The sequence below is a fragment of the Bradyrhizobium sp. UFLA06-24 genome, assembly GCF_054967145.1.
In genome coordinates this window covers 100,271-121,899 of the sequence record NZ_JADFUE010000014.1, presented here as the reverse complement: position 1 = coordinate 121,899, position 21,629 = coordinate 100,271, and the positions used below count along the sequence as shown (strand labels likewise).

The window sequence follows — 21,629 nt, the reverse complement described above, 5'->3', positions numbered from 1 at the left end:
CTACTTCGCCTCGGGGCCGGCCTTGGCGTCCTGCAGCCGGGCGGCTCGCTGTTCGATGCGCTGAAGAGTCCTGAAGGTGATGGCAAGTTCCTCGGATCGGATATCCTTCAGGAGGCTGGCCCGCACGCGGCGCAGCACCCGGTTGGTCTCCTCGACCTTGGTTTCGCCCGCTTTGGTCAGATGGAGCGTTTTGGCGCGGCGATCGGTCGGGTCTTCCCGCCGCTCCACCAGGCCTTCGGCCTGAAGCAGATCGACCAGCCGGACCAGCGACGGTCCCTCGATGCCGAGTTCGTCGGCGAGCACGCCCTGCCGCACGTTCTCGCCCTGGTGCGACAGCACCAGAAGTGGAATTGCAGTCGCGTAGGACAGGCCGTGGTCGGACAGTGCCTGATCCGACTCGCGCCGCCAAAGGCGGGCGAGGCGCGCGACGAGCCGGCCGATTTCGCTGTGGATATGAGCCTGGGAGGGAACCACGCCAAATAGATAGGAGACTAACTATTAGCTCGCAATCCTAGAGCCGATCACGAAATGGCGACCGGCTCGCGGCATCTCGCATGGGGTTCCCGAGCGCCGCGCACCGGCTGGGTTTAAAGGCGGCGCCCCCGGCTCACTTCACCAGGTATACGTCCGGATCAGCGCTAGAGCTCGGGTTCTTGAAGGCGTTGCGCAAGGCGGCCGACATCGGGACGTTGTAGTTGAGGCCGTTCGGCGGCGTCGGCGATTCCAGCCACTTCCTGTAGAGCACCTCGATCTCCGGGCTCGCATAGAGTTCGGCCGTCGCGCGATCGGCCAGCGCCTTGAACGGCGCATCGTCCCGACGCAGCATGATGCCGTAGGGTTCAGGCTTGGAGAAGGTCTCCTCGCTGATCATGAACTGGCCCGGCTCCTTGGAGCGCGCGATGGCAACCGCGAGCTGCACGTCATCGAGCGCATAGGCCTGCGCGCGGTCGGTCTCCAGCAACAGGAACGCTTCAGCCTGATCCACGGCCGGCATGATCTTGATGCCGAGGTTGCGCTCGGAATTGACCTTGGCCAGCTGGTTCAGGTTGACCGAACCTCCCACCGCCGTGACCGCCTTGCCCTTGAGGTCGTCGATAGTGTTGATCTTGGCGGCCTTCTTCGCTGCAAATCGCGTCGCACTGAGGAAGTGTGTGTTGGTGAAGGCGACCTGCTTTTGGCGATCGGCGTTGTTGGTGGTCGCCGAGCAGTGCAGATCGAGCGTGCCGTTCACCATCAGCGGGATGCGGTTCGACGAGGTGACGGCGACATAGTCGACGGCGATGTCGGGCATGGCGAGCTGCTTCTTCACGGCATCGACGATCTTCAAACAGATGTCCATGGCAAAGCCGACCGGCTTCTGGTTGCCGTCGAGATAGCTGAAGGGCACGGAGGCTTCCTGATAGCCCAGGGTGATCTTCTTGGTCTCCTTGACCTTCTGAAGCGTCCCCGTGAGATCCTCGGCCGAGGCCGCGCCTGCAAGACATGTGACGGCCAGAACAACGGCGGGTAGACGCATCGGGGGGCTCCTGAATGGGCTGCGCCTCCATCTCGGGCGCAATCGAGATTCTGGTAGCCCAGGCGCGCGCCAATCACCAGATCAGCCCGCGTCTATCAGCTATCCCCGCCTTCGATAGGTGCGAGGACATCAGGGAGAACGCATATATTTTGATCAAATCCCGCGCTACATTGCTGCACGCCTGCCATCTCCCCGATTGCTATAAGTTCTCGATCAAGATTCCCTGCCATGATCACCCAGACAGCCTTCGACCTGATCTTCCGCAACGCTCGATTGCGCTCATCCCCGTTGCCCGTAGATATCGGCGTGAAAGTCGGGCGTATTGCCGCGATCGAACCCAGGCTGGCCTGCGAAGCCGTCGAAGTCGATCTCGAGGGCCGGCTGGCCCTGCCCGGCTTCGTCGACACCCACATCCATCTCGACAAGGCCTGCATCCTCGAGCGCTGCGGGCACATTCACGGCACGCTCGGCGATGCGATCCGTACCGTCTCGGCGATGAAGCGTGACTTCACCACCGACGACGTCTATGCGCGCGGCGCCAAAGTGCTCGAGCGCGCCATCGTGCACGGCACGACGCGGATGCGGACCCATGTCGAGATCGACCCGCGCATCGGCTTGCGGAGCTTCGAGGCAATCAAAGCGCTCAAGCGCGATTATGCCTGGGCGATAGATCTGTCGCTTTGCGTCTTCCCGCAGGAAGGCCTGACCAACGATCCCGGAGCCGACGAACTGCTGGTGGAGGCCTTGCGCGACGGCGCTGATGCGATCGGTGGTTGCCCGTATACGGACACCGACCCGAGCGCACATCTCGCACGCATTTTCGACCTCGCCCAGGAGTTCGACCTCCACGTCGACCTCCATCTCGATTTCGATCTCGATCCGTCCTGGTCGCATCTCGACGAGGTCATCAGGCAGACCGAGCGGCGCAACTACGGCGGCCGCGTCGCGATCGGGCATGCCACAAAACTATCCGCCATGCCGCCGGACCGGCTGAAGGCTACCACCGCGCAACTGGCGAAGGCCGGCGTTGCCGTCACGGTGCTGCCGGCGACCGATCTCTATTTGATGGGACGCGAGGCCACCCACAACGCGCCGCGCGGGCTGACGCTCGCGCACAAGCTCGCGGGCGACAGTGTCGTCTGCTCGGTCGCGACCAACAACGTGCTCAACCCGTTCACACCGTTCGGCGATGCCTCGCTGCTGCGGATGGCGAACTTCTACGCCAACACCGCCCACGCCTCTGTCAGCGATTTCGACACCTGCCTCGACCTTGTCACCGAGCTGCCGGCGCGGCTGATGAACCTCGGGGATTACGGGATCGCAGTCGGCAAGCTCGCCGATCTCGTCGTGCTCGACATCAAAGACAGCCGCTTCGCCGTGGCGGAGCTGCCGGATATCCTGATGGGCTTCAAGAATGGCCGACAGACCTTTGAGCGCGCGCCGGCCAAGCTGCTTCGTCCGCGAAACTGAGCGCGCGCGACATCAATCGATCAACGGAGCACCGGATGGCCTTCGACAAGATCTTCCTGAACGCCCGCTTCGACGACGGGACGCCGCATCACATCGCGGTCAAGGACGGTCGCATCGCCGCGCTCCTGCCGACTGATGCGCCCACAGACGGCGCCGCGACCATCGACCTCGGCAACGCGCTGGTCGTTCCAGGCTTCGTCGAAGGCCACATCCATCTCGACACCAGCTTCTATGGCGATGCCTGGCGTCCGCACAAGCCCTGCACCAACGGTTTCAACGTGCACGAACGCGTCGCCTTCCAGGCCCAGAACATGGCTGAGGCCGCACCGATGGACGTACGGGCGCGCAACCAGCTCGATCTCTGCATCGGTCACGGCACCACGCAAATGCGCAGCCACGTCATGGTCGACGGCTCGGTCGGCCTGAAGTCGCTGGAGACGATCTTGCGCGTGCGCGAGGACTATCGCGGCCTGATCGACATTCAGCTCGTCGCCTTTCCCCAGAGCGGCATCTTGACGAGCCCCGGCACACCGCAACTGCTCGACGAGGCCATCGGCCTCGGCGCAAACCTCGTCGGCGGGCTGGATCCCGCAAGCTTTGATCGCGATGTCGAGAAGCACCTCGACGTCGTGTTTGGCGTCGCCGACAAGCACGGCGTCGACGTCGACATTCACTTGCACGACATGGGTACGCTCGGCGCCTTCGAGATCGAGCAGATCGCGGCGCGGACGCGCGCGCTGGGCATGGAGGGCCACGTCGCCATCAGCCACGCTTATGGACTTGGCGACATCACGATGGACCAGCTCAAATCAGTCGCCGACACCCTCGCTCGTTCCGGCGTCGCGATCATGACGAATGCGCCGGGCACGCGGCCGTTCCCGCCAATTCTTGTCCTGCGCAATGCCGGCGTCACCGTATTCAGCGGCAATGACAACATCCGCGATTCCTGGTGGCCCTATGGCGACGGCGACATGCTGCGCCGGGCGACGACGCTCGGCTATCGCTCGGGCTTCAACACCGACGGGGAGTTGCGGGTCGCATTCGACCTGGTCACTGCGTCGGGCGCCAAGGCGCTGAGGCTCGAAGATTACGGCCTGCGGGTGGGTGCCAAAGCCGATTTCGTGACGTTGGACGCAGAGCATGTGCCGGAGGCCGTGGTCGCGGCGCCCCCGGGCCGCGCTGTCTACAAGGCAGGTATGCTTGTTGCGTCTAACGGTACGATTGTCGGGAGACAACGCTGATCATTGGGTCTTTTCGGCCCGATTTCTCGCGAATTCGCGGCCGAATCCCGAGTCCGGTAGAATCCCGGACCGTATCCCAACGCGTTGCGAGAAAGGTGGCACTAACCATAATACAACACGCGCCCTGACCGTCTGCGTTCTCTGAGGAAGTTATGGATCTGTTCAGCGCATTCAGCAGCATCGATTACCAGTCTATTCGGGCCAACACACCCGCCGAAATGGCCGTCAAGCGATTGAACGGCATCGGCGAAGCGCTCTCCAGCCTCGATATCTCGGCGATCCATTCGCGCGACGACATGGCCCGCGCGCTGTGGACGCTCGACACCGCCGACAAATGCATTCGCATGATCCTGACCGAATTCAGGAGCGTGCGCACCAAGGACGTCGTCCGCCAAGCCAAGAGCCTGATTGACTTGATCGAGGCCGCCCGCGACGAAGTCTCGACCTATCGTGGCATGGTCCTGAGCTGAACGTGGCGCTCGGCCTCAGCGTTTGATTTTCGCCAGGATCCGATCCGCCTCGGTGCGCCAGTCCGGACTGCGGGCAAACTCCTTCGTTCCCCTGGGTCCGAACAGACCCTCGTCAGCGAGATCGGCCACCCAGGCCTGACGTTCGGCCGTGCCCTGCGCCGACCACGGCGTCAGCCCCGCCTCTCGCACGGTCTCGGCGACCTCGCGCACCTCCTCGGCCCGGCGACGGCCGTGCTCGATGACGCGCTGGAAGAAATAGGCGCCCTGCTTCTCCCAATTGATCGCCGGAAAGGTCTCCGCGAGCGAGGCCAACACGGCATCTTCGACGCCATAGGCGCGCGCAGTGGTGAAGCTTTCGATCACCATGGCCTCGAGTCCCTTGATCATGATGCTGCGGCACATCTTCACGGCGGATGAGACGCCGAGCTTGTCGCTCGCGACCTTGGCCGCAAAGCCGATCGCGCTCAGCAGCGGTTCCAGCTCCTTCGCGCCGGTGCCACCGAGCAGGAGCGGCACCTTGATCCGGTAAGGCGGCACCGAGGTCATCACGGCGCCTTCGACATAGCGGCCCGCGGCACCGTCGATCAGCGCCGCGGCCCTTTGCTTGGCGCCCGGAGAGGCCGAGTTGAAATCGAGGAACCAGGTGCCCTGGTTGATTGCGGCCGCGCAGGCTCTTGCCACCGGCACGGCCTGACTAGCCGTCACCGCCGAAACGATGAAATCCGACTTCGCCGTCAGTTCGGCGTGAGAGGCCGCGAGCGTCACGCCGAATTTCGCCGCATGCTCCGTGAGCGGCGCGCCCTGCTCGCCGCCGAGCTTGATGTCGTAGGCCGCGACCTTGATATCCTGCTGGCGCAGATCCTCGGCCAGGATCCGGCCGACCTCGCCATAACCGACAAGCCCGATCTGCCACCGCTTCGGATCCACCATCAGTTCAACCCTCGTGTCGTTTCGTCGAACAGCTCTTCAACCGCGTAGCGGCGCGGGATCAGCCCCTGCTGGAATGCGTAGTCGACGATCAGCTCCAACGGCTTTCTGTTGGCCTCGATCCCGAACGGAACGACGTCGGGCGTCGCCGCCGGTCCCGCCTGCTCCTTGTTCCGCTTGAGCAGATCATAGACGCCCGCGACCACGTCGGGACGCGCTTTCGCGAGCTGCTCAGTCACGACCACGAGATGATTGACCGGCACGACGCCGCGCCGGTCATACCATTTCGCGGCTTCTGCGGCCGGATCGGGAAACAGCGGCTTCAGCTTGGGATCATCAGAGGTCTCGCCGAGCACGGCATCGAGCTCGCCGTCGAGCAGCATCTGCAGAACCTTCTTGTCCTTCGGCGCGCGCTCGGTCGTGTCGACATATTCGGCGACATGCGGATCCTCGAAGGTCACCCATTTGATCTTCCCGAGATCGACGCCGTAATCGTTGGCCAAAATGCCCCTGATCCAGGCGCCGGTCGTCGTCGTGAAGGAGCGGATGCCGACGCGCCTGCCTTCGAGGTCGGATGGTCCAACCGTCCCGTGCGCCGGATTGTACAGCGCATAGGCATGCTGGAAGCGGCCGAGCATGGTGGCCGGCAGCAGCACCAGCGGCTTGCCGTGGGCTTTCGCCATCAGATAGGTGACGATCGCCATCTCGCAGACGTCGAAGGCCTGCTCGCGCACCATCGGCTTGAACGCGGTGTTGGTGGGCGTGTACTCGATAAAGTCGAGCTCGAACAGATCGGAGCGGAGCTCGCCGCTCTTCACCGCCTTGACGTGAGGGTGATTGCCGAGCACGGCCTTCAGCTTGAGACGATCCATCCACCCGCTCCGCTTTTCGCGAGCATGATCCGGAAAAGTGTGCAGCGGTTTTCCGAAGAGATCATGCTCAAAACAATATTACACGTCCTCGGGATTATCGACATAGACGAGCCCGGCCTTCGCCAGCGCCTCGCGCATGCTGTACATGTCGAGGCCGAGTTCGCCCGAGGCCAGACGGGCGCGCTTGCCGCCCTCGTCGGCGTTGCGCTTCTTCGCCTTCCCGGCGACCTCAGCGACGTAACGCTTCGGCACCACGACGACGCCGTCATCATCGGCCACGATGATGTCTCCGGGATCGACGTTCACGCCGGCGCAGACCACGGGGATGTTGACCGAGCCGAGCGTTGCCTTGACCGTGCCCTTGGCCGAGACCGCGCGCGACCACACCGGAAACTTCATCTCGTGCAGCGCCTTGACGTCGCGGCAGCCCGCATCGATGATGAGGCCCTGCACGCCGCGCGCCTGCAGCGAGGTCGCCAGCAGTTCGCCGAACATCCCGTCGGTATTGTCGGTGGTGCAGCCGACGACGAGGATGTCGTCTTTCCTGCACTGCTCGACCGCGACATGAATCATCCAGTTGTCGCCGGGCTGCGCCAGCACGGTGACAGCGGGACCGGCGATCGATGCCCCGGCCCAGACCGGCCGCAAATACGGCTTCATCAAACCGAGGCGGCCATAGGCTTCGTGCACCGTCGAGACACCGTATTCGGCCATCCCGGCCGGATCGGCTCGCTTGATGTTACGGACGACGACCGGCTTCATGCCAATTCCTCCGCAACGGTCGGGAACAGGCGTTGATAGGCTTCGCCATAGGTCATGGGCACGCCGGTGTTGCGGCTGCCCTGGATGCCGCGGTTGAGCGCGACGCGCTCGTAATAGCCCCAGAGATGCTTTTGGGCGGCGAGGATCTGGAATGCCTCGTACTTCTCCTTCCAGACCTCGTCGATCTTGAGGATCATGTCCGGCTTGTAGTTGCACTGCTCGGGCTGGTGCGGCTCGAACAGGAACACCGGAGGCGCCGAATATTTGTACTGCGCACCGGGCTTGTGACCCATGGCTTGGGCGACCACACGGGTCTCCTGGGCGAAATGCGCCGCATTCGGATGATCGAAATTGTAGGGATCTTCCAGCGCATGCGTCAGCACGAAACTCGGGTTGAGTTCGCGGTAGATGTCGACCATGCGGTCGAAATGCGCTTCGGTCAGCTTGAGCGGATAATCGCCGCAGTCGAAGAACTCGATCTCGGCCCCGAGCAGCTTCGCCGCGCGCTCGGCCTCTTCCTTGCGGCCAGCCTTGACCGATTCCAGCGTCGCGCCCTTCTCCTTCCAGGCGAACTGGCTCTCCCCGCGCTCGCCAAACGACAGGCAGACGATCTTCATGCGGTAGCCCTTCTTCGCATGCAGCGCGATCGCGCCGCCGGCGCGCCAGACGAAATCGCCGGGATGGGCGGTGATCACGAGACCTGTTTTCATGGGAGAACTCCCCTCTTTCTTCGTCGACATCTTAAGCTGCCTACCTCATGCCGGCAGATTTCTAAACCGCAGCAGGCACGGGTTCCTCGCCGTCGAGCATGCGCTTCAGGCGCTCACCGTCGAGCGCGCCCTCCCATTTGGCAATCGCGATGGTCGCAACCGCGTTCCCGATCAGATTGGTCGGTGTCAATCCCTGCGACATCAGGCGATGAATGCCGAGCACCAGCGCCACGCTCGTCACCGGAATGGTGCCGGTGGCGGACAGCGTCGCCGCCAGCACGACGAAGGCAGCCCCCGCAATCCCCGCCGCGCCCTTTGACGTCACGAGCAGGATCAGCAGCAGCTCGATCTGTTCGGCGAGCCCCAACGGCGTGTTGGTCGCCTGCGCCAGGAATACCGAAGCGGCGGCAAGATAGAGACAGGTGCCGTCGAGATTGAATGAATAGCCGGTCGGGATCACCAGCCCGACCACACTCTTTTCGCAGCCGGCCTTCTCCAGCTTGGTCAGCATCCGCGGCAGCACCGTCTCCGACGAGGTGGTGGCGATGCAGATCAGCAGCTCTTCCCAAATGTAGCGGATCAGCTTGAGCAGCGAAAAGCCGCAGAGCCGCGCGACAGGGCCGAGAGCCACGATGATGAAGACCAAGCAGGTCAGGTAGAACCCGCCCAGCAGCTTGCCGAGCGAGGCCAGCGAACCCACCCCGAATTTACCGACCGTGAAGGCGATCGCGCCGAACGCGCCGATCGGCGCCGCCCACATCACCAAGCCCACGACGGCGAACACCATCTTCGCGGCAATGTCGATCAGATTGACCAGCGGCGCGGCGCGCTCGCCGAGCTGCACCAGTGCGAAGCCGCACAGCACGGCGATGAAGAGAACCTGCAGGATATTGCCCTCGGCAAAGGCGCCGATGAAGGTCACTGGGACGATGTTCATCAGGAACGGCACGAAGCCGATCACCGCGGTCTGCTTGACGTAAGGCTCGACCGCGCTGGCATTGATGCTCGCCGGGTCGATGTTCATCCCGGCGCCCGGCCTGAGCAGGTTCACCGCGACCAGACCGATGACCAGCGCAATCGTGGTCATTACCTCGAAATAGATGATGGCTTTCACCGCGACGCGCCCGACGCGGGCCATATCAGCCATATGGGCGATGCCGTGGACGACGGTGCAGAAGATGATCGGCGCGATCAGCATCCGGATCGCCTTGATGAAGGCATCCCCGAGCGGCTGCATCTTGGCCCCAGCCTCAGGGTTGACGATTCCAAGCGCGATGCCGGCCGCCATGGCGATGAGCACCTGGATCCAGAGCTCCTTCCACCAGGCGCGCCCGCGCGGCTTGTCGATCGCCATCGCGGTCATCGGTCGAACTCGAACAGGCGTGCGGGATTGTCGACCAGGATCTTGTGCTGAAATTCCGGCTCCGGCGCGAACAATGGAATGAGGTCGACGAGATCGCCATCGTTCGGCATCACCTTGACGTTGGGATGCGGCCAGTCGGTGCCCCAGATGACGCGGTCCGGCGCCGTCTCGACGATCTTTCGCGCGAACGGCACCGCATCCGTGAATGGCGGGCCGGCCGAGGAGACGCGTTCGGAACCACAGATCTTGACCCAGCACTTCTCGTCGCGTTGCATCAGCTCGATCAAAATCCTGAACGGAAGCTGGTCGAGGCCCTCGGAGGCCTTCACCCGTCCCATATGGTCGATCGTGTAGCTCAGCGGCAGCTTTGTCAGCATATCGGCATATTCAGGCAGGTCGATGGCATCGAAATGCAGATCGATGTGCCAGCCGAGCGGCGCGACCATGGCGATGATACGGTTGAACACGCCCTTGTCGGGAACGCCGCCGAGATGACGGACGAAGTTGAAACGGCAGCCGCGGAAGCCACCCTCGTGCAGCACGCGAAGCTGGCGCTCGGTGATGGTGTCGTCGATATTGGCGACGGCGCGATAGGCGCCATTGCTTTGCGCGATCGCGTCAAGCGCGACCGTGTTGTCGGTGCCGTGCACGCTGGCATTGACGATGACGGCGCGTTCCACACCGAGCTTGGCGTGCAAGGCCTTGAAATCATCGAGCGGCGCGTCCGGCGGCGTATAGGATCGGTCAGGTGCGTAAGGGTACTTCACCCCGGGCCCGAAGATGTGGCAGTGCGCATCGCAGGACAGCGATGGCAGCTTGAACTTTGGCGTGCGCGTGTTCGGATCGGGCGGCGGAATGGTCGGCGTGTACATCATCGCTATCAGCTGAACTTGAACAGGCGCGCGGGATTGTCGACCAGCAGTTTCTGCTGAATCGCCTTGTCAGGTGCGTAGAGGGGAATCAAATCAACGATCTCACCGTCGTTCGGCATGATCTTGACATTCGGATGCGGCCAGTCGGTGCCCCAGATGACGCGGTCGGACGCATTGTCGATCAGCGCCTTCGCGAACGGCACGGCGTCGTGAAACGGCTTGCCAGCAGCAGAAGCCCGCTCCAGGCCGGTAATCTTGACCCAGCACTTCTCATCTCTTTTCTGCAGATCGAGAAGCGCGGTGAAACCGGGATCATCCAATCCCTTTCCCGCCTGCACGGTTCCCATGTGGTCGATCACATAAGGCGTCGGCAGCGCGGTGAGAACCGGCGCGAACTCGGCAATCGTTCCGGGCTCGAAATAGACATCAATGTGCCAGCCGAGCTCGGCAACGCGGTGTACGATGCGCTGGAACTTGTTCATGTCGCCGACGCCACCGAGCCGCTTCAGAAACGCGAAGCGGCAACCGCAGATACCGGCCTTGTCGAGCGCGGCGAGCTCCTTCTCGGTCATCTCGTCGCTGACATTGGCGATGCCCCTGTAGACGCCCTCGCTCTGCGCGATCGCGTCGGTGACGACACGGTTGTCGGTGCCGTGTACGGTGGCGTTCACGATCACGCAACGTTCGACCCCGATTCTCTCGTGGACGCTGCGGAACGTCTCCAGCGGCGCATCGGCGGTGTTGTACGGGCGCTTCTCCGAAAACGGATAGCGAGACGCCGGCCCAAAAATATGCGTGTGGCCGTCACAGGATTTTGGCGGCAGCTTGAACGATGGTGTCTTGGGATTGGGGTCGGGCGGTGCGATCGTCGGGATGGACCTCTCGGTTCCTTCCGCCCGCGCTTCACTCGCGAGCGTAGCGCCGGCCAGTCCGGTCAAGAGATGCAAGCACTCTCGCCTGTTCATGTCCTCATCACTCCGTCACATGTCCGCTTGCGAGCGGAAGCGCTGCTATGCGCTCCCCCGGGCGATTTCTTTCAGGTCTTATTACTTGCAGGGGCTCGCCGCCGGGCCGGTGCGGGCTGGTCCAGAGCGGGCGCCTGGAACGCGGCGACGGTGGCCTGCACCAATTGCTCGATGGCGCTCGCGGCATCACTGCCATCGGCCTGGCCGCGCGACAGGCGCGAGACGCGATCCGGCGTCACCAGCGAGTAATAGAGCGCGCCCAGCAGGAAGTGACTGCGCCAGACGATGTCGGTGCGGGGAATGTGCGGCAGGCTCTCGTGGATCGCGTCGATGAAGGCATGGCTGGTGTCGTCGAACGTCTGCGCGATGATCTTTCGCGCGACCTCGTTCCCTTCCGCGGACATCACCGCGCGCAGGCGCGTGAACCGCGCGCCACCACCGGCGAGATCGCTGCCCGAGGTGAAGGCCGGTACCACATAGGCCCGCACGATCGCCTCCAGCCGGTCCTGCAGATCACGCACGCGCCTGGCGGCGGCGAGCAGCTCTGAGCGCCGCAGGTTCATCGGCCCGCAATGGCGCCGGTAGATCTCCAGCAGCAAGCCGTCCTTGGTCTTGAAATGATAGGTCACGCTGCCGGGATTGGCCCCGGCGGCCTGCGCGATGTCGCGCACCGAGACGGCATTGAAGCCGTTGGTGGCGAACAGCTCCTCGGCCGCGGCGAGGATTGCCTCGCGCATGTTCGGCTTGCGGGCCGTTTCCTTGCTGGTGGGCTTGCGTACCATGGAATTTGTACTATCGTACAAAAGATCAGGTCTCGTCAACAAAAACGATGCAGCATGGGTAGCAGCTCGGACGGCGAGCCGCACGGACGCGAGTGCCCTCCCGGAGCGATGAATAATGCTGGGTTTGAACAAGACAATCGGCGGTCTGATGCTGAGCGCCGGCCTACTGCTGGGCGGTGCCGCGCAGGCCGGCGACACCTATCCGAGCAAGCCGGTCCACATCCTCGTGCCCTATGCGGCCGGCGGCGCGGTTGACGTCCTCGCGCGTACGCTCGGCCAGGCACTCGCAAAGACCTGGGGCCAGCAGCCCGTGATCGACAACCGCCCCGGCGCCGGCGGCATCGTCGCGTCGCAGGCGCTGACGCAGGCAGCCCCCGACGGCTACACGCTGATCCTGGTCGCGAGCGGCCATCCGCTCAATCAGTTCATCTATCCGAGCGTACCTTATGACACGTTCAAGGACTTTACCGCGATCACTGAAGTAGCCTCCTCCCCGCTGGCGATCGTCGTCGCCAAGGACAGCCCTTACAAAACGCTCGGCGATCTCCTGGCCGCCGCCAAGAAGGAGCCGGACAAGCTATCCTACGGCATGTCGGGCAACGGCACCTCGGCGCATCTCGCCGGAGAGCTGTTGAAGTACATGTCCGGCACCAAGATCGTCGCGATCCCCTATAAGGGCGGCGCCCCGGCGCTGACGGCCGTGATATCGGGCGAAATCCCGCTCAGCATCAATCCGCTCGCGGAAGCCATCGGCCAGCTCGACGGCGGTCCGGTGCGCGCGCTCGCGGTGACCTCGGCCGAGCGGTCCAAGGCGCTTCCCGATGTCCCGACCGTCGCCGAATCCGGCGTTCCCGGCTACGACGTCTCGGTGTGGTGGGGCGTGCTCGGCCCGGCAAAGATGCCGCCGGAGATCGTGGCGAAGCTCGAGGCCGATCTCAAGGCCGCCCTGCAGGATCCCAGCGTGCTGTCGACGCTCGGCAAGATCGGGGCAGCTCCGGTCGGCTCCTCTGCCAAGGATTTCGACGCCTACATGCACGCGGAGGCGACCAAATGGGAGCCCGTGTTGAGAGCCGCCGACATTCGCGCGCAGTAACTCTTCCGAAGCGGCCGACGCGCGAGGCTGCGAACGATTGGCGATCGCAGTTTCGCGGCGTGACTGGCTGCATTTGCTGCAGATCAACGTAACAACATGGATAAAGCGTCATTTGTCTTCGGGGGCGCGCTGGGCGAGCAAAGCTTGGCATCGCCGGAGACCGAGAATGAACAAGCCTTTCCTGTTGAAACTGCATCGCTGGATCACGCTGGTCTTTGCGCTTCCCCTGTTCGCGATCATCGCCACCGGGCTGATCCTGTCCTTCGAGCCTATGGTGCAAGTGAGCGGCATCGGCGGCGCGCCGATCGAAGCCGCGCATATCGTCGAGCTGGTGAAGCGATATGATCCAGATGGCAAGGCCCGCGGGCTCTCGATCAATGCCGGCGCACAGCGGATGACATTGCAGGGCACGGCAGGTCCAGCGATCGACCTCGCAACGGGCGAGCCCGCCGCCACCGGGTCAGGTCTTTCCGATCTTTTCCGTTTGGCGCGCATCACGCATGAACGACTGCTGGGCCAGGCTTGGCTCGTGACGAGTTCGACGATCGCCATGGTGTGTCTGATGTCGCTCGGCATCCTGATGGGGCTGCCGAGGCTGCGCAACACCATGTCCGGATGGCACAAGGGCACCGCCTGGTTCACCTTGCCGTTGATCCTCTTGAGCCCGCTCACAGGCCTGTTCATGGCCTTCGGCCTGACGTTGCAGAGCGGGTCTGCTCCCGCCTCCACAGGACGCCCAATCGCCCTGCCCGATGCGGTGCGATTGATCGCGGCCTCCCATGATCTCTCGCATGTGATCTCGATCGGCGCACGGGGCGGCCGCGTGATGGCGCGGATCTATGAGAGCGACGAATTGTGCGCCTATGCCGTGGATTCATCCGGTGTCACTCCGCTGCCGCGCAACTGGCCTCGCCTGATTCATGAGGGAAACTGGTCCGCCGGGATCGCCGCGCCGCTCAATGTGGTGACGTCGATCGCTCTGCTGACACTGCTGTCGACCGGCCTCCTGATCTGGGCACGGCGGAAATTGCGCAAGCCACGCGCTCGGCGTGACCGGCAAGCCGACGCCGCCGTGGTCAGCGCCCGCTGATCGCGATGATCAGTTATGCGCGCTCGCGCGCATCTTCTCCGGCGCGACGCGTTGCGGGAATTCGTCAGCATCGCCGCCCGAGGGGATCAGGATCGCGCGTTCGCGCGGCAGGGCTTCCGGCATTTCGTCGCGGATGAAAGCAATGAGCTTTTCCCTGATCTCGCAGCGCAGGTCCCAGGATTGCGGCGCATTGCGGGCGCTGACCAGCGCCCGCAGCTCGATGGTGCGGGAATCCGCGTCGATCACCTGGAGATTGACCACCGCGCCATCCCAGAGCTTGGACTCCTTCACCGCTCCCTCGAGCCAGCGCCGGATGCGCGGCACGTCGGCACGGTAGTCGACGTGCAGCGCGATCACGCCGATCAGGGACGCGGTGTCGCGGGTCCAGTTCTGGAATGGCTTTTCGATGAAATAGGACAGCGGCACCACCATGCGGCGCCAATCCCAGAGCCGGATCACCACATAGGTCGCGGCGATATCCTCGACCCATCCCCACTCGTTCTCGATGATGACGGCATCCTCGATCCGGATCGGTTGGGTGATCGCGATCTGCAGACCCGCGATCAAATTGCTGAGCAGCGGCCGCGCGGCAAGGCCGACGATGATACCGGCGGCGCCCGCTGAAGCGAACAGGCTGACGCCATATTGCCTGACAGAATCGAACGTCATCAACGCAGCGGATACCGTGATGATCACGATGATGGTGTCGGTGACGCGTTTGAACACGCGGATCTGCGTCACGTGCTTGCGCGCGACGAAGTTCTCGGTGACATCGCGGAAGTTCTGCAGATAGCGCGCGGCGCTCATGTCGACGATGCGAATCGAGATCCACCCGATCAGCGCGATGAAGGCGACCACGAACAGGCGCGTCAGGGGCGTGCGGAACGCATCGTCCAAGGGCGCGAGCGGGAGGACCAGCGCAACGGCAGCCAGACACAGCGCCAGCTGGGCCGGACCGGAGGTGCGCTCGATGAACACGCCTAGCAGTGGAAGCCGGGTTCCGAAGGCGCGATTGAGCAGCCATACGGCGAATCGGTAGAACGGCAATGCGATCATCATCGCCCCGACGACCAGGCCGAGGCCGATGAACCATGATGGCACCCATTCGAACATCTTGTCGATGTCGGCCATGACAACCTGCCAATTCATTCACGTCCCCGGATTGCATTCGCTGCAGCGCCAACGCGTTCCAACGCGCTTCGCTCCCCCGCGCAGTGCAACGCAGCATTCCTCTGGTGCAACCGTGCCGAATTGCGCTAGTTTGGAGCGCACATGACCAGACGCACCGGCAGCGCCGATCTTCCTCTCCACACCGGACGGGTTCCGCCGTGGCTGGCAAGCCGCATGGCTTCGCTGGGCGCGATCGTCACGCAGGCGATCGTGCACCATTACGGCCGCGATGCGTTCATGCAACGGCTCTCGCACCCATTCTGGTTCCAGTCGTTCGGCGCCGTGATGGGAATGGACTGGCATTCCTCTGGTATCACGACCTCCGTGATCGGTGCGCTGAAGCGCGGGCTCGGACCGCTCCAGGACGAGCTTGGCATTTATGTCTGCGGCGGCCGCGGCCAGCATTCGCGCAAGACGCCGGATGAGCTGCTGCAGCTCGGGGAGCGCGTCGGCTTCGACAGCGCGAAACTCACGCGCGCGAGCCGCCTCGTGGCAAAGGTGGACAGTGCCGCCGTGCAGGACGGCTTCGATCTCTATCTGCACGGCTTCTTCGTTACCGCCGACGGCAAGTGGACTGTGGTGCAGCAGGGCATGAACGGCGACAAGCGCCAGGCGCGGCGCTATCACTGGCATTCGGAGGCACTGAAGAGCTTTGTCGATGCGCCGCACAGCGCGATCGACGGGCCGCAGCAGGGCGAGATCGTCAATCTGACCGACCATCGCGCCGGCGTCTCGCGCACCGCGCAGCTCGACCTGCTCAGCGATCTTGGTCCCGATCGCATCCTCGCCGAATTCGAGCGGCTTGCCGGCACCGCAGCCGAACCGGCGCAGGCCATGCTGCCGCATTTGATCATGCCTGATCATCACGATGTCAGGCCCAAGGATGTGTTCGCACGCCGCCTGCACGGCACACTCGCAGCCGCCGCCGAACGCGGGCCGGTCGACTTTCCAGACCTTTTGCTCACACCCGGTGTCGGCGCGCGCACCGTGCGCTCGCTCGCCATGGTCGCCGAAGTCGTGCACGGCGCGCCCTATCGTTTCAAGGACCCCGCCCGCTTCTCGCTCGCCCATGGCGGCAAGGATCGGCATCCTTATCCCGTTCCGATCAAGGTCTATGACGAGACCATCCGCGTGTTGAAGGGCGCGATCCAGGGCGCGAAGCTCGGGCGCGAGGAGGAGATGCAGGCGATCAAGCGCCTCGACGATCAGGCGCGGCGCCTTGAGCGCACGGTGAGTGGACCGTCGGTCGAGTCGTTCATTGCAGGTGAACGTACCGCATCACCGGACCTCGACGGCCGCTCCGTGTTCGGCTGGGAACGCGATCTGGCTTCCACAAAAAGGCGGACCGGCTGAACGCCAGTCCGCAAGTCAGGCGGGAGGACCGCCCTCTCAGGTCTCGTCGGTCTCATCGAGCCGGTTGGCCGAATGATCCTGATATTGCTCGGTCTGGATGGACTTGCCGTCCATGCCGCGAATGTCCGAGTGCTGCTTCTTGTCGCGGTTGGACAGCACCATGTTGTCGCCAATCATCTCCTTCGGTACGTCGGTCAATGCGCCGGTGCCGTCGCCCTTACCGTGCACGCCGGATCTGAAATGCGTCTTGCTGCCGTGACCACCTGGCATTGCTCTCTCCTCTTGCCGTGATCGCTTCTTGAAGGCTCAGTGCTTCTGTTGCGCCGGCACCTCTCGCTGTGCACGACGGCTGGTGTCGTCGGCATGGCGGTCCAAAGCCCAATCCAGCTCTCGCGCGTCCGGAACGTCCGGCTTGCGCTCGAGAATTCGTACCTGCTGCTCGTGAGTTTTTCTGCCTTGCATTGGGATCTCCGATCTTCACTTGCCTTTGCCTTTGCCGGCCGGATCGTGCGCGTGATGAGAGTCGTGCTCGCCTCCACCCCCCGAGACGCGGCTGTGGCTACGGCGTGAATCGTCCGCAGGCGGTTTGTTGACTTCAAGCCGCGCCCTCGCGTTCTCGTGCGAGGCGCCGGGTCCGCCCTGACGAATGCTGTTCGGAGTCTTGGTGGATGTCGACATGGATGTCGCCCTCCTCAGCGGTCTTGCTGATAGCCTTGATTGGTCGTGTTCTGCTTGATGTTGCCCTGCTGTCCCTGCTCGTTCGGGTTCTCCACCCGTTGCCGGCCGCGTGGTGCCTGGTTGGCCGACATCTGCTTGTCGTCACCAGTTCCCTTTCGGCTTTGATTGTCCGGAGGAACAGGTGGCATTTTGCTGGTCATGATGCTGCCTCCTGATGAATGTGAAGCCCTGCGGGCGGTTGGCGCGGAACTCGTAGGCCATCATCGCTGCAAGCTCTCGGTGACAACCGACGTCACCGAGCCTCGTTCCTGGCAGATCGCACACGGTGATAGTTTCGCAGAGGTGCGTCAGTTCACCTGAGCAAGGGAACGATCGATTGTCGCGAACGGCGCAGCCGCGTCAGATGTTCCGCCTGTCTCTGCCACCACGGGAAGTTTCGCGATCGCACGGATACCGGGCCTCTTGCGCCAGTGGATCTGCGACGGATCGACCGCAAGACCAAGCCGCGGCCAGCGCGTGAACAGCGCCTTGAGTGCGCACGCGCCTTCGATCCGCGCCAGCTGATGACCGAGGCAGAAATGGATTCCCGTGCCGAAAGAGATGTGGCGGTTCGGCTTGCGCTCGAGATCGAGCTGCCCGGGCCGGTCGTGCACCGACGGGTCCATGTTGGCGGCGGCGAGCATCACCATGACACGATCGCCCTTCTTCAGTTGCACCCCGTCGAGCTCGACATCCCGCCGCACATAGCGCGGTTTTGAAAATTGCACCGGCGAGACGAAACGCAGAAATTCCTCGACGGCGAGCCCGACGCGGTTCCAGTCTTCTTCCAGCCAGTCACGCAGACCCGGACTCCGGAGCAGTTCGTAAACCGACCCACTGATGAGATGCGTGGTGGTCTCCGAGCCCGCCGCAAGCAGCAGGAACACCATCGAGACCATTTCGTCCGGCCCGATTTCGCCGCCCTCGCGTTCGACCTGGACCAGTTCGGCAATCAGACCCTCGCCACCCCGCTCGCGCGCGATCTGCAGCTGCCCTGCCAGATAATTTCGCATCCTGCGGACCGCGAACAGCAGGCGGAAGAAGCTGACGACGTTCGTCAGCGAGGACATCGCATTGGCCCACGCGATGAAGCGCGGGCGATCGGCCATCGGCAGGCCGAGCAGCTCCGAAATCACCGACAGCGGCAGGATGCGCGCATAGCGCGCGACGAGATCGGCCGGGCTTCCGCTCGCGAACAACCCGGCGGCAAGATCGTCGGCAATGGCGTGGATGCGCGGCTCCATCGCGACGATGGCGCGGCGGCGGAAGGCTTCGTCGACGATGCTGCGCAGCCTGGTATGGTCAGGCTCGTCCATCGTCAGCATGTTGTTGGCGATGGTCCTGATCAGCCCCGGCATCCACCAGCGCAGGCCGGCCACGTCGCCATCTTCCTTGCGCAGCGTGAAGATCGTGCTGTCCTTCAGCACTTGCGCCGTCGCATCGTGGGTCGTGGTGATCCAGACATCGCCGACGAGCGGAAAGCGGGTCGCGACCACGGGTCCGGTCGCGCGCAGGGCCGCGATGGCCTTGGGCGGATCTCGAAAGAAGGTCTCGCTGGTGAAATCGAGGCGCGGTGCCATGGAATCACCGGGATGGTTGGTGGCGCCTCAACCAGATGGTGAGCGAGACCGCTGGCGCAAGGGCCGCAACCAGCCCTTCTCGCGCAGCGGAACTAACCGCGCCCCTGAGAGCGCGGACCGGCCTTGCGCTGCTGCTGATTGGTGTAGGCGTCCCAGTGACTCCAGCTGCCATTGCTCAGGCTTTGCAGATCTGTGCCGAGCGGCCGGCGCGTGCGCTTGTCGTGGTCGGCAATGGCGCGCTCGGACTGCGCGATCTTGCGCTTCAGTTCCGCGATCGCCTTCTGGGTTTGCCCGTCGCGCTTCGAGGACGCGATCTCGCCCATGGTGAAGCGCGCGGTCTCCAGCGCCTTCAACTCGGCGCGATTCTTCTTCAACTGAACCCGGTGCCAGGCGATGTTGCTGTCGCTGTCCGCAACCATGTGGGAACTCCGCTGATTCGGTCCCACAGTGTATCAAGCGCCGAATCGGCGGGGCAACGCCCGCCGGAAGGCGAAAATACGGTCTTCTTGGGCAGGAATTCTGGACTCAGCGCTCGGCGAAGGCCTTTTCGACCACGAACTGGGCCGGCTCGCCATGATTGCCCTCGGCGAAACCGCGCTCGCCCAAGAGCACGCGGGTGTCGGCGACCAGAGCCGGGCTGCCGCAGATCATGACGCGGTCGTGGGCAGCTTCCAGCACCGGAAGGCCGATGTCGGCGAACAGCTTGCCCGAGGTGATGAGATCGGTGATGCGGCCGCGGTTGCGGAATGGATCGCGTGTCACGGTGGGATAGTAGATCAACTGGTTCTGGATGTACTCGCCGAGCAGTTCGTCTTTCGGCAGGAGCTCGGTGATCATCTCGCCATAGGCGAGCTCCTTGACGTGACGGCAGCCGTGCAGCAGCACCACCTTCTCAAACCGCTCGTAGGTCTCGGGGTCCTTGATCACGCTCAGGAACGGGGCGAGGCCCGTGCCTGTGCCGATGAGGTAGAGGTTGCGCCCCTCCTCCAGATTGTCGATCACCAGCGTGCCGGTGGCCTTGCGGCTGACGATGATCTCGTCGCCTTCCTTCAAATGCTGGAGCCGCGAGGTCAGCGGTCCGTCCGGCACCTTGATCGAGAAGAATTCGAGGGTGTCCTCGTAATTGGCGCTGGCGACGCTGTAGGCGCGCAGCAGCGGCTTCTCGCCGACCTTGAGCCCGATCATGGTGAACTCGCCGTTGCGGAAGCGGAAGGTCGGGCTGCGGGTGGTCTTGAAGGAGAACAGCGTGTCGGTCCAGTGGTGGACGCTCAAAACGCTTTCCTGATTGAAATTGCTCATCTCACCTTCCCTGTCGCGTCATCTGCGGTCTTCGAGGCGGTCCAGCCATGCATCGTTTGTACACGATCATTCGTGTACTAATGAATAATCCTGCTTGATCCCGCGGTCAAGGCTGCCCAAGATCGCTAGCGTTGCAGTTAGGAATAAGGAGCCCCTTCCATGGCGCATGACGCACCCCAGGCCGCCGGACCCTCGAAGCTCGTGATCCGCAATATCGGCCTGATCCTCTCCGGCGCCCTGGAAAAGCCGATCCTGGACGGCGACACCATCGTCGCCGAGAACGGCAAGATCACCGCGATCGGCCGCTTCAAGGACTGCAACGTCGAAGGTGCCACGACCATCGTCGACGCCCACGGCACCACGGTCGCACCGGGCCTGATCGACAGTCACGTTCACCCCGTCGCCGGCGATTGGACGCCGCGGCAGAACCAGATCAACTGGATCGACAGCTACCTCCATGGCGGCGTCACCACCATGATCTCGGCGGGTGAAGTCCACATGCCCGGCCGCCCGCGCGACGTCGTCGGCCTCAAGGCGATGGCCGTGTTCGCCCAGCGCGCGTTCTGGACCTTGCGACCGGGCGGCGTGAAGGTTCACGCCGGCGCGCCCGTGATCGAATGCGAGATGGTCGAGGAAGACTTCAAGGAGATGGCCGCCAACGGCGTCAAGCTGCTCGGCGAAGTCGGCCTTGGCGGCGTCAAGGACGGTCCCACCGCACGCAAGATGGTCGGCTGGGCGCGCAAATACGGCATCCAGAGCACGATCCATACCGGCGGCCCCTCGATCCCCGGCTCCGGCCTGATCGACAAGGACGTGGTGCTGGAGGCCGATACCGACGTGGTCGGCCATATCAACGGCGGCCACACGGCGCTTCCCGACGATCAGATCCGTTGCATCTGCGAGGGCTGTAAACGCGGCCTCGAGCTGGTTCACAACGGCAACGAGCGCTCGGCCCTGTTCACGCTGCGCACCGCGCGCGAGATGGGCGACCTGCACCGCGTCATCCTCGGCACCGACGCGCCCGCCGGCTCAGGCGTGCAGCCGCTCGGCATCCTGCGCATGGTCTCGATGCTGTCCTCGCTCGGCGAGCTGCCGGCCGAGATCGCGTTCTGTCTGGCCACCGGCAATACCGCGCGGATGCGCGAGCTCGATTGCGGACTCATTGAAGTCGGCCGCTCCGCCGATTTCGTCATCATGGACAAGGCGCAGCACTCGCCCGGCAAGAACATTCTGGAGAGCGTCCAGCTCGGCGACCTCCCCGGCATCGGCATGACCATCATCGACGGCATCGTGCGGACTCAACGCAGCCGCAACACCCCGCCGGCCGGCAAGGTGCCGGAGGTGGTGGCGAAGTGAGCCAAAGCATAATGCGGTAGG

The 21,629-nt window shown here is 63.8% G+C and carries 25 protein-coding genes; 7 read left to right on the top strand and 18 right to left on the bottom strand.

Annotated features, from left to right (window positions below; genetic code table 11):
• Positions 1 to 474 (bottom strand): MarR family winged helix-turn-helix transcriptional regulator, encoded by a 474-nt coding sequence (locus IF809_RS14525; protein WP_462837909.1) that lies wholly within the window; start codon positions 472 to 474, stop codon positions 1 to 3.
• Positions 475 to 607: 133 nt separating this feature from the next.
• Positions 608 to 1,516: an amino acid ABC transporter substrate-binding protein gene (locus IF809_RS14520; RefSeq protein ID WP_128967030.1), complete on the bottom strand. Its 909-nt coding sequence runs from the start codon at positions 1,514 to 1,516 to the stop codon at positions 608 to 610.
• Positions 1,517 to 1,744: 228 nt separating this feature from the next.
• On the opposite strand from IF809_RS14520, the gene IF809_RS14515 reads away from it, so the two are divergent.
• The 3 genes from IF809_RS14515 to IF809_RS14505 all read left to right on the top strand — a co-directional run bounded on the left by IF809_RS14515 (position 1,745) and on the right by IF809_RS14505 (position 4,697).
• On the top strand, positions 1,745 to 2,986 hold the full coding sequence (locus IF809_RS14515) for an amidohydrolase family protein (protein ID WP_462837908.1): 1,242 nt from the start codon (positions 1,745 to 1,747) through the stop codon (positions 2,984 to 2,986).
• A 35-nt stretch (positions 2,987 to 3,021) separates the two neighbouring features.
• Positions 3,022 to 4,227, top strand: a complete 1,206-nt coding sequence (locus tag IF809_RS14510) for an amidohydrolase family protein (RefSeq protein ID WP_462837907.1) — start codon at positions 3,022 to 3,024, stop codon at positions 4,225 to 4,227.
• Between the two features lie 158 nt (positions 4,228 to 4,385).
• Positions 4,386 to 4,697: a hypothetical protein gene (locus IF809_RS14505; RefSeq protein WP_453983685.1), complete on the top strand. Its 312-nt coding sequence runs from the start codon at positions 4,386 to 4,388 to the stop codon at positions 4,695 to 4,697.
• Positions 4,698 to 4,712: 15 nt separating this feature from the next.
• Here IF809_RS14505 and IF809_RS14500 read toward each other — a convergent pair whose 3' ends face one another.
• From IF809_RS14500 to IF809_RS14465, 8 genes are all read right to left on the bottom strand, one after another.
• Positions 4,713 to 5,627 carry a DUF1932 domain-containing protein gene (locus IF809_RS14500; protein ID WP_462837906.1) on the bottom strand — a complete coding sequence of 305 codons (915 nt, stop codon included), beginning with the start codon at positions 5,625 to 5,627 and terminating at the stop codon, positions 4,713 to 4,715.
• Positions 5,627 to 6,496: a substrate-binding domain-containing protein gene (locus IF809_RS14495; RefSeq protein WP_462837905.1), complete on the bottom strand. Its 870-nt coding sequence runs from the start codon at positions 6,494 to 6,496 to the stop codon at positions 5,627 to 5,629. The genes IF809_RS14500 and IF809_RS14495 overlap by 1 nt, the downstream gene beginning before the upstream one ends.
• Before the next feature lie 78 nt (positions 6,497 to 6,574).
• On the bottom strand, positions 6,575 to 7,258 hold the full coding sequence (locus tag IF809_RS14490) for a 4-carboxy-4-hydroxy-2-oxoadipate aldolase/oxaloacetate decarboxylase (protein WP_462837904.1): 684 nt from the start codon (positions 7,256 to 7,258) through the stop codon (positions 6,575 to 6,577).
• Positions 7,255 to 7,968: a PIG-L deacetylase family protein gene (locus IF809_RS14485; RefSeq protein WP_462837903.1), complete on the bottom strand. Its 714-nt coding sequence runs from the start codon at positions 7,966 to 7,968 to the stop codon at positions 7,255 to 7,257. The genes IF809_RS14490 and IF809_RS14485 overlap by 4 nt, the downstream gene beginning before the upstream one ends.
• A 61-nt stretch (positions 7,969 to 8,029) precedes the next feature.
• Entirely contained in the window at positions 8,030 to 9,331 is a 1,302-nt protein-coding gene (gene dctA, locus IF809_RS14480; protein WP_462837902.1) for a C4-dicarboxylate transporter DctA, read from the bottom strand.
• On the bottom strand, positions 9,328 to 10,212 hold the full coding sequence (locus IF809_RS14475) for an amidohydrolase family protein (RefSeq protein WP_462837932.1): 885 nt from the start codon (positions 10,210 to 10,212) through the stop codon (positions 9,328 to 9,330). The genes dctA and IF809_RS14475 overlap by 4 nt, the downstream gene beginning before the upstream one ends.
• Positions 10,212 to 11,168 carry an amidohydrolase family protein gene (locus IF809_RS14470; RefSeq protein WP_128967039.1) on the bottom strand — a complete coding sequence of 319 codons (957 nt, stop codon included), beginning with the start codon at positions 11,166 to 11,168 and terminating at the stop codon, positions 10,212 to 10,214. The genes IF809_RS14475 and IF809_RS14470 overlap by 1 nt, the downstream gene beginning before the upstream one ends.
• 71 nt (positions 11,169 to 11,239) lie before the next feature.
• Positions 11,240 to 11,950, bottom strand: a complete 711-nt coding sequence (locus tag IF809_RS14465) for a TetR/AcrR family transcriptional regulator (RefSeq protein ID WP_128967040.1) — start codon at positions 11,948 to 11,950, stop codon at positions 11,240 to 11,242.
• Positions 11,951 to 12,065: 115 nt separating this feature from the next.
• On the opposite strand from IF809_RS14465, the gene IF809_RS14460 reads away from it, so the two are divergent.
• Together IF809_RS14460 and IF809_RS14455 are read left to right on the top strand one after the other, a co-directional pair.
• A complete protein-coding gene (locus tag IF809_RS14460) occupies positions 12,066 to 13,043 on the top strand; it encodes a tripartite tricarboxylate transporter substrate binding protein (protein ID WP_128967041.1) in 978 nt (325 codons plus the stop codon).
• A 166-nt stretch (positions 13,044 to 13,209) separates the two neighbouring features.
• Positions 13,210 to 14,133, top strand: coding sequence for a PepSY-associated TM helix domain-containing protein (locus IF809_RS14455; protein WP_128967042.1), 924 nt, complete (start codon positions 13,210 to 13,212; stop codon positions 14,131 to 14,133).
• Between the two features lie 9 nt (positions 14,134 to 14,142).
• Here the strand turns inward: IF809_RS14455 and IF809_RS14450 are convergent, their stop codons facing one another.
• Positions 14,143 to 15,282 carry a mechanosensitive ion channel family protein gene (locus IF809_RS14450; RefSeq protein WP_462837901.1) on the bottom strand — a complete coding sequence of 380 codons (1,140 nt, stop codon included), beginning with the start codon at positions 15,280 to 15,282 and terminating at the stop codon, positions 14,143 to 14,145.
• Positions 15,283 to 15,405: 123 nt separating this feature from the next.
• Between IF809_RS14450 and IF809_RS14445 the strand changes: the two genes are divergently transcribed.
• Complete coding sequence (locus IF809_RS14445; RefSeq protein ID WP_128967044.1) at positions 15,406 to 16,656, top strand: DUF763 domain-containing protein; 1,251 nt, start codon at positions 15,406 to 15,408, stop codon at positions 16,654 to 16,656.
• A gap of 36 nt (positions 16,657 to 16,692) precedes the next feature.
• Here IF809_RS14445 and IF809_RS14440 read toward each other — a convergent pair whose 3' ends face one another.
• The 7 genes from IF809_RS14440 to IF809_RS14410 form a co-directional block, all read right to left on the bottom strand.
• A complete protein-coding gene (locus tag IF809_RS14440; RefSeq protein ID WP_128967045.1) occupies positions 16,693 to 16,926 on the bottom strand; it encodes a hypothetical protein in 234 nt (77 codons plus the stop codon).
• A 36-nt stretch (positions 16,927 to 16,962) separates the two neighbouring features.
• Positions 16,963 to 17,118: a hypothetical protein gene (locus IF809_RS14435; protein ID WP_164938341.1), complete on the bottom strand. Its 156-nt coding sequence runs from the start codon at positions 17,116 to 17,118 to the stop codon at positions 16,963 to 16,965.
• 15 nt (positions 17,119 to 17,133) lie between these two features.
• On the bottom strand, positions 17,134 to 17,334 hold the full coding sequence (locus IF809_RS14430) for a hypothetical protein (protein WP_128967046.1): 201 nt from the start codon (positions 17,332 to 17,334) through the stop codon (positions 17,134 to 17,136).
• A 14-nt stretch (positions 17,335 to 17,348) separates the two neighbouring features.
• Positions 17,349 to 17,534: a hypothetical protein gene (locus tag IF809_RS14425; protein ID WP_128967047.1), complete on the bottom strand. Its 186-nt coding sequence runs from the start codon at positions 17,532 to 17,534 to the stop codon at positions 17,349 to 17,351.
• A gap of 147 nt (positions 17,535 to 17,681) precedes the next feature.
• Positions 17,682 to 18,953 (bottom strand): cytochrome P450, encoded by a 1,272-nt coding sequence (locus IF809_RS14420; protein WP_128967048.1) that lies wholly within the window; start codon positions 18,951 to 18,953, stop codon positions 17,682 to 17,684.
• A gap of 92 nt (positions 18,954 to 19,045) precedes the next feature.
• Complete coding sequence (locus IF809_RS14415; RefSeq protein WP_128967049.1) at positions 19,046 to 19,372, bottom strand: hypothetical protein; 327 nt, start codon at positions 19,370 to 19,372, stop codon at positions 19,046 to 19,048.
• Positions 19,373 to 19,478: 106 nt separating this feature from the next.
• Positions 19,479 to 20,252, bottom strand: a complete 774-nt coding sequence (locus tag IF809_RS14410) for a ferredoxin--NADP reductase (RefSeq protein ID WP_128967050.1) — start codon at positions 20,250 to 20,252, stop codon at positions 19,479 to 19,481.
• Between the two features lie 159 nt (positions 20,253 to 20,411).
• On the opposite strand from IF809_RS14410, the gene IF809_RS14405 reads away from it, so the two are divergent.
• Complete coding sequence (locus IF809_RS14405; protein ID WP_128967051.1) at positions 20,412 to 21,608, top strand: amidohydrolase family protein; 1,197 nt, start codon at positions 20,412 to 20,414, stop codon at positions 21,606 to 21,608.
• Positions 21,609 to 21,629 lie beyond the last annotated feature (21 nt).

Excerpts from the sequence above, each read along its gene's own strand:
- IF809_RS14520 (WP_128967030.1), bottom strand. The coding sequence starts at position 1,516 with ATGCGTCTACCCGCCGTTGTTCTGGCCGTCACATGTCTTGCAGGCGCG.
- IF809_RS14515 (WP_462837908.1), top strand. The coding sequence starts at position 1,745 with ATGATCACCCAGACAGCCTTCGACCTGATCTTCCGCAACGCTCGATTG.
- IF809_RS14510 (WP_462837907.1), top strand. The coding sequence starts at position 3,022 with ATGGCCTTCGACAAGATCTTCCTGAACGCCCGCTTCGACGACGGGACG.
- IF809_RS14500 (WP_462837906.1), bottom strand. The coding sequence starts at position 5,627 with ATGGTGGATCCGAAGCGGTGGCAGATCGGGCTTGTCGGTTATGGCGAG.
- IF809_RS14495 (WP_462837905.1), bottom strand. The coding sequence starts at position 6,496 with ATGGATCGTCTCAAGCTGAAGGCCGTGCTCGGCAATCACCCTCACGTC.
- IF809_RS14490 (WP_462837904.1), bottom strand. The coding sequence starts at position 7,258 with ATGAAGCCGGTCGTCGTCCGTAACATCAAGCGAGCCGATCCGGCCGGG.
- IF809_RS14485 (WP_462837903.1), bottom strand. The coding sequence starts at position 7,968 with ATGAAAACAGGTCTCGTGATCACCGCCCATCCCGGCGATTTCGTCTGG.
- dctA (WP_462837902.1), bottom strand. The coding sequence starts at position 9,331 with ATGACCGCGATGGCGATCGACAAGCCGCGCGGGCGCGCCTGGTGGAAG.
- IF809_RS14470 (WP_128967039.1), bottom strand. The coding sequence starts at position 11,168 with ATGAACAGGCGAGAGTGCTTGCATCTCTTGACCGGACTGGCCGGCGCT.
- IF809_RS14465 (WP_128967040.1), bottom strand. The coding sequence starts at position 11,950 with ATGGTACGCAAGCCCACCAGCAAGGAAACGGCCCGCAAGCCGAACATG.
- IF809_RS14460 (WP_128967041.1), top strand. The coding sequence starts at position 12,066 with ATGCTGGGTTTGAACAAGACAATCGGCGGTCTGATGCTGAGCGCCGGC.
- IF809_RS14455 (WP_128967042.1), top strand. The coding sequence starts at position 13,210 with ATGAACAAGCCTTTCCTGTTGAAACTGCATCGCTGGATCACGCTGGTC.
- IF809_RS14450 (WP_462837901.1), bottom strand. The coding sequence starts at position 15,282 with ATGAATTGGCAGGTTGTCATGGCCGACATCGACAAGATGTTCGAATGG.
- IF809_RS14445 (WP_128967044.1), top strand. The coding sequence starts at position 15,406 with ATGACCAGACGCACCGGCAGCGCCGATCTTCCTCTCCACACCGGACGG.
- IF809_RS14440 (WP_128967045.1), bottom strand. The coding sequence starts at position 16,926 with ATGCCAGGTGGTCACGGCAGCAAGACGCATTTCAGATCCGGCGTGCAC.
- IF809_RS14435 (WP_164938341.1), bottom strand. The coding sequence starts at position 17,118 with ATGCAAGGCAGAAAAACTCACGAGCAGCAGGTACGAATTCTCGAGCGC.
- IF809_RS14430 (WP_128967046.1), bottom strand. The coding sequence starts at position 17,334 with ATGTCGACATCCACCAAGACTCCGAACAGCATTCGTCAGGGCGGACCC.
- IF809_RS14425 (WP_128967047.1), bottom strand. The coding sequence starts at position 17,534 with ATGACCAGCAAAATGCCACCTGTTCCTCCGGACAATCAAAGCCGAAAG.
- IF809_RS14420 (WP_128967048.1), bottom strand. The coding sequence starts at position 18,953 with ATGGCACCGCGCCTCGATTTCACCAGCGAGACCTTCTTTCGAGATCCG.
- IF809_RS14415 (WP_128967049.1), bottom strand. The coding sequence starts at position 19,372 with ATGGTTGCGGACAGCGACAGCAACATCGCCTGGCACCGGGTTCAGTTG.
- IF809_RS14410 (WP_128967050.1), bottom strand. The coding sequence starts at position 20,252 with ATGAGCAATTTCAATCAGGAAAGCGTTTTGAGCGTCCACCACTGGACC.
- IF809_RS14405 (WP_128967051.1), top strand. The coding sequence starts at position 20,412 with ATGGCGCATGACGCACCCCAGGCCGCCGGACCCTCGAAGCTCGTGATC.